Here is a 3,705-nt window from a genome sequence, read left to right on the forward strand (position 1 = left end):
TCCTGGCCGGGATTTACGCCCAGGTCCTGGGACTCGACCAAGTCGGCACCGAAGACTCCTTCTTCGAACTCGGCGGGAATTCGCTGTTGGCCATGCGGGCGATCGCCGCGATCAACGAATCTTTGGACGCTCACCTCGCGGTGCGCACGTTGTTGCACGCGCCGACGGTGAGAAGCCTGAGTCAGCAATTGGGCAAGCACGACAGCACGGTCGAAGTCGTCCCCGTCGAGGTCTTCAAGGAGGGAACGGGCGCTCCGCTGTGCTGTATCCATGAAGGCAGCGGGCTGAGCTACGCATATCTGACGCTGGCGGCGTATTTGGACTGCCCGATCATCGGAATCAACGAAATCCCGCAAAAGGGCGAGGCTGAATTCGGATCGATTCGCAGCATGGCGGCAAGTTACGCCGACCGGCTGCAGGCCCTCTATCCCGACGGGCCGTACAAGCTGCTCGGCTGGTCCTTCGGTGGGCCCGTCGCGCACGAGCTCGCCACCGAGCTTCGCCGCCGCGGGTGCGTCGTCGAACGCGTTGTGTTACTCGACCCGGCCGGCCACGGCGGCAACGGTGCGGCGGGAGAAATTCCCGACGAGAGGGAAATCGAGAATCGCATCCTGCAGGAGTTCTTCCGGTTCAATCGGATTGATTTCCCGGAACAGTCGGGGCCTCTCACCTACGAGCTGGTCGACGACTTGATTCGCGAGCAAGGCAGAGAACTGATTCTTCCGCCGAGGCAGCTCTTCGACTTCACGGTCCGCACTGGACATGCCAACCAGGTGTACCGGGCGCAACACGTGCCCGATGTGTTCGACGGCGACGTGATCGTCTTCGCTGCCCGAAGCAAAAACGACAGCGATCCATCTCATCTGGAAACCTGGCGGCCTTACGTTGCGGGCGAGATCACCGTCCACCGGGTCGACTGCGACCACCACGACATGCTGACCGTCGAAACGCTCGGAAGCTACGGCCAGCAACTTAAACTCGCGCTGGACGCGTAAACGTTCCTAAAGCGAAATTACGCTCGAGCGCACCCTCGCCGACAGCTGCTGATAAGAGTCGCCCCGACCGCCGAGGACCGTGAAACCGGTTGGCTTGAGCAGATTCTCCAAAACCCGCAGTTTCTTGAGAGGCTCGAGCGCACGAAACCGCTGCCGCAATGACTCGGATTCGAACAGGTCTTCCGTGGTTTGGCACAGGTAGCGCATGTCACCGGTTTCGATTTCGCCGAGATCCAGCAATTTGCTCGAGTCCACCAGGTTCACGTTGTTGACAGCGGCCCAGTCGAGTTTGGTGGGATCGCGGAGCAGGCCGATGATTTCGTCGAACCGGTACGCATTGACGATGGGATGCAGATAGGCATCCACATCGATGCTCGCCTGGCTCACTTCGGATTCCGACTGCGATGCGGAGCTGCCGTATCTCTTGATCTCGAGTTGTAATCCCAAGTCCTGCAACACTTGTAACCCCGCATCGAGGCCCTCGGATCGATCCCAGAGCGTCAGGAGGGTTTCTCTGTCGAGCAGCCGCTGATGTTCACCCAGGGAGTGATACAGCCAAAGGATCAGGATTCCACCTTCACCGAGCAGCGAGGCGAGGAACTCGATACCCTGAGTCGGATCCTCCAAATGGTGTACGACGCCGATCGAAGTAATGATGTCGAACGTGTATCCCGGACTGAAATTGAGCATTTCGGATCTGCGGAACTCGACGTTCCTGATGTCGTGCCGCTGCTTGAGGGCTTCGGCAACAGCGAGTGAGGCTGCCGTCATATCGAGCCCCACGAACTGTGCTTTCGGGTACCGCCGAGCGACCGCGAGAAGTCGTTGTCCGGTGCCGCAACCGGCGTCGAGGATTCTTTTCCCAGCGAGGTCGTCTTCGCCGAAGAGCGTGTACAGGCTGTTCGCGACGTCCCCGATTAACGTATTTCCAACCGTGGGGCTCGGGTACGGATAAGCCTCGTACATTGTCCGCACGTCCCGCATCGTTCCTGGTGCGGCGATCTCATGCATGGGTCCTCCCAATCAGTTGGCGCACTCATGCTAGTACAGAGCGCGCCGCGCTACGGTGACTTTGCCAAGGCGCTCATATGCGCCGCACAGGGCCGCTCGAAGCGCCGAGAGCGGTGCCCCGCCCCCGGCGAGTTCCCGTCACTGCAGCAACCCTGCGCGTGGCATTTACGGGGGCTTACGGGAGCGTCGGGCAGGACGATCAAGGGGTCCGGCGAGCAGCGGCCGGCATTCGGTGTTCCCAGGTTCGGGTGGCCGTGGTTGAACGTGCATTTACCGGCGCCGAATGATGGCTCGGGCCGAAAACAGACTCCGCCCGAGAGCCGGCGAGAAACACGCTGCCGACGTTGGTGGTTGACTCGGCTTCATCGTTGTCCCAGCGATGCGGGCGCGGGACCATCCGGCGCAACTATCGAGAACCGTTGCAGCACATACGAACTAGACTTGCGCCGTCCGTCCGCGGTACGGGGGCGGAATCGACGATGGGAAATCGAGCGCCCCCGGGCCACGGATTCGACGACGCCGGAATAGCGGCGTCGGGACGGTAGGGGATCGCTCACCGCCGGCGCGGCCCCCTCGGTGGAGATCCCGTATCAATCTCGCCCGCGGCAGCTGATTCGTGGCGGTACGCAGCTCGCGCACTGATGCCCGTCGCCGTCCGGTTCTGGCCGGTCCGCTAGCTGCGGGGATTCACGGGAAAATGTCACGATCGCGCGAAGAGGGTAGGCGTAAACCACCAATTCACGAAATTAGCGCAACTCTCACGCAGGGCAACAGCCAAGCGGGCGGGTAATCACCGGCGAACTCGCCTCGGAGTCTGGCGCGACGCATTTCGCGTCCGATCGCCACAGCAGGGAGCTCATAAGGAACTCTCAGTGTTTTTCGAGCTTGTAAATGCCGACCGTGCGTTAGGGTGGGGCCTTCGGGGGGTTCCGATTCGCTCGGCGGGTCATCATTCCTGCAGCCGAAAGCGCTTCGGGGGCGCGGTTTCTGGTACTCCTGTCCGGTTTTTTGGGGGGTGATGATCGCAATTATCTTTGTGCGGCAACCAGTATGGACATGCGGATCGTGTAGCGCGGGCGGCTTGGCCGGTGCCGGCCGCAGCTTCGGGCTACGCGATTCCAGTGGCGGCCGCGAGGCGTAGATACCGAGAGTCCTAGAGGGCGCGGGGCTTTCAGACCAAGTGGCTGAGGAATCCCGGGTAGCCGAAACTGGAAGACGTGGAAACCACGAGGCTAAGAGACCCAGGGGCTTAGAAACCCGAAGAACCTCTGACGACGAGTGTAGTTGGGGGATAGCGCTTTTCGCGTTCGCGAGTCGACCCCCGATTCGTTTGATGGCTCTATCCGTGGTTTGGTGGTGTCATGATTTGAAAATGGCTGCTTCACGCTGGCTGACGTGCGATGCTGATCGAACCACGGCCACAGTTGGCCTGTGTACCAATGACTGCCAGCTCGGGGCGGGCGGGATTCACAGGCTGAGGGCGTTGGGGCGCAGGGCTTCTCGGCGTCCGTTGCAGGCACTGACGAGTTCATTGGAGGGGTGATGACTGAACTAGTAAGCCTTTTCGATGCGATCGTGATCGGGTCGATGGTGGATCGGTTGCAGCGGGTGTCGGGGGGTTTGTCGTGACGGCGGATTTGTCGCGGCGGGTCTTGTCGATTGATCTGTTGGATGAGGGTGAGCGGGCGCGGTTGGATGG

The 3,705-nt window shown here is 61.2% G+C and carries 2 protein-coding genes; one reads left to right on the forward strand and one right to left on the reverse strand.

The window, feature by feature from the left end; all coding sequences use genetic code 11:
- A partial coding sequence (locus OQ789_RS25520; RefSeq protein ID WP_324689172.1) for a thioesterase domain-containing protein occupies window positions 1–995 on the forward strand: 995 nt, incomplete at its 5' end.
- A 6-nt stretch (window positions 996–1,001) separates the two neighbouring features.
- Here OQ789_RS25520 and OQ789_RS25525 read toward each other — a convergent pair.
- The gene (locus tag OQ789_RS25525) at window positions 1,002–2,006 is read right to left on the reverse strand and encodes a class I SAM-dependent methyltransferase (RefSeq protein WP_324689173.1); all 1,005 of its coding nucleotides are present in this window, start codon (window positions 2,004–2,006) and stop codon (window positions 1,002–1,004) included.
- Window positions 2,007–3,705: the final 1,699 nt, after the last annotated feature.

It is taken from the genome of Mycobacterium sp. 94-17 (genome assembly GCF_035617725.1).
Taxonomy (GTDB): Bacteria; Actinomycetota; Actinomycetes; order Mycobacteriales; family Mycobacteriaceae; genus Mycobacterium.

Bases quoted from the DNA above. Each gene is read 5' to 3' on its own strand.
- OQ789_RS25525 (WP_324689173.1), bottom strand. From the start codon at position 2,006: ATGCATGAGATCGCCGCACCAGGAACGATGCGGGACGTGCGGACAATG.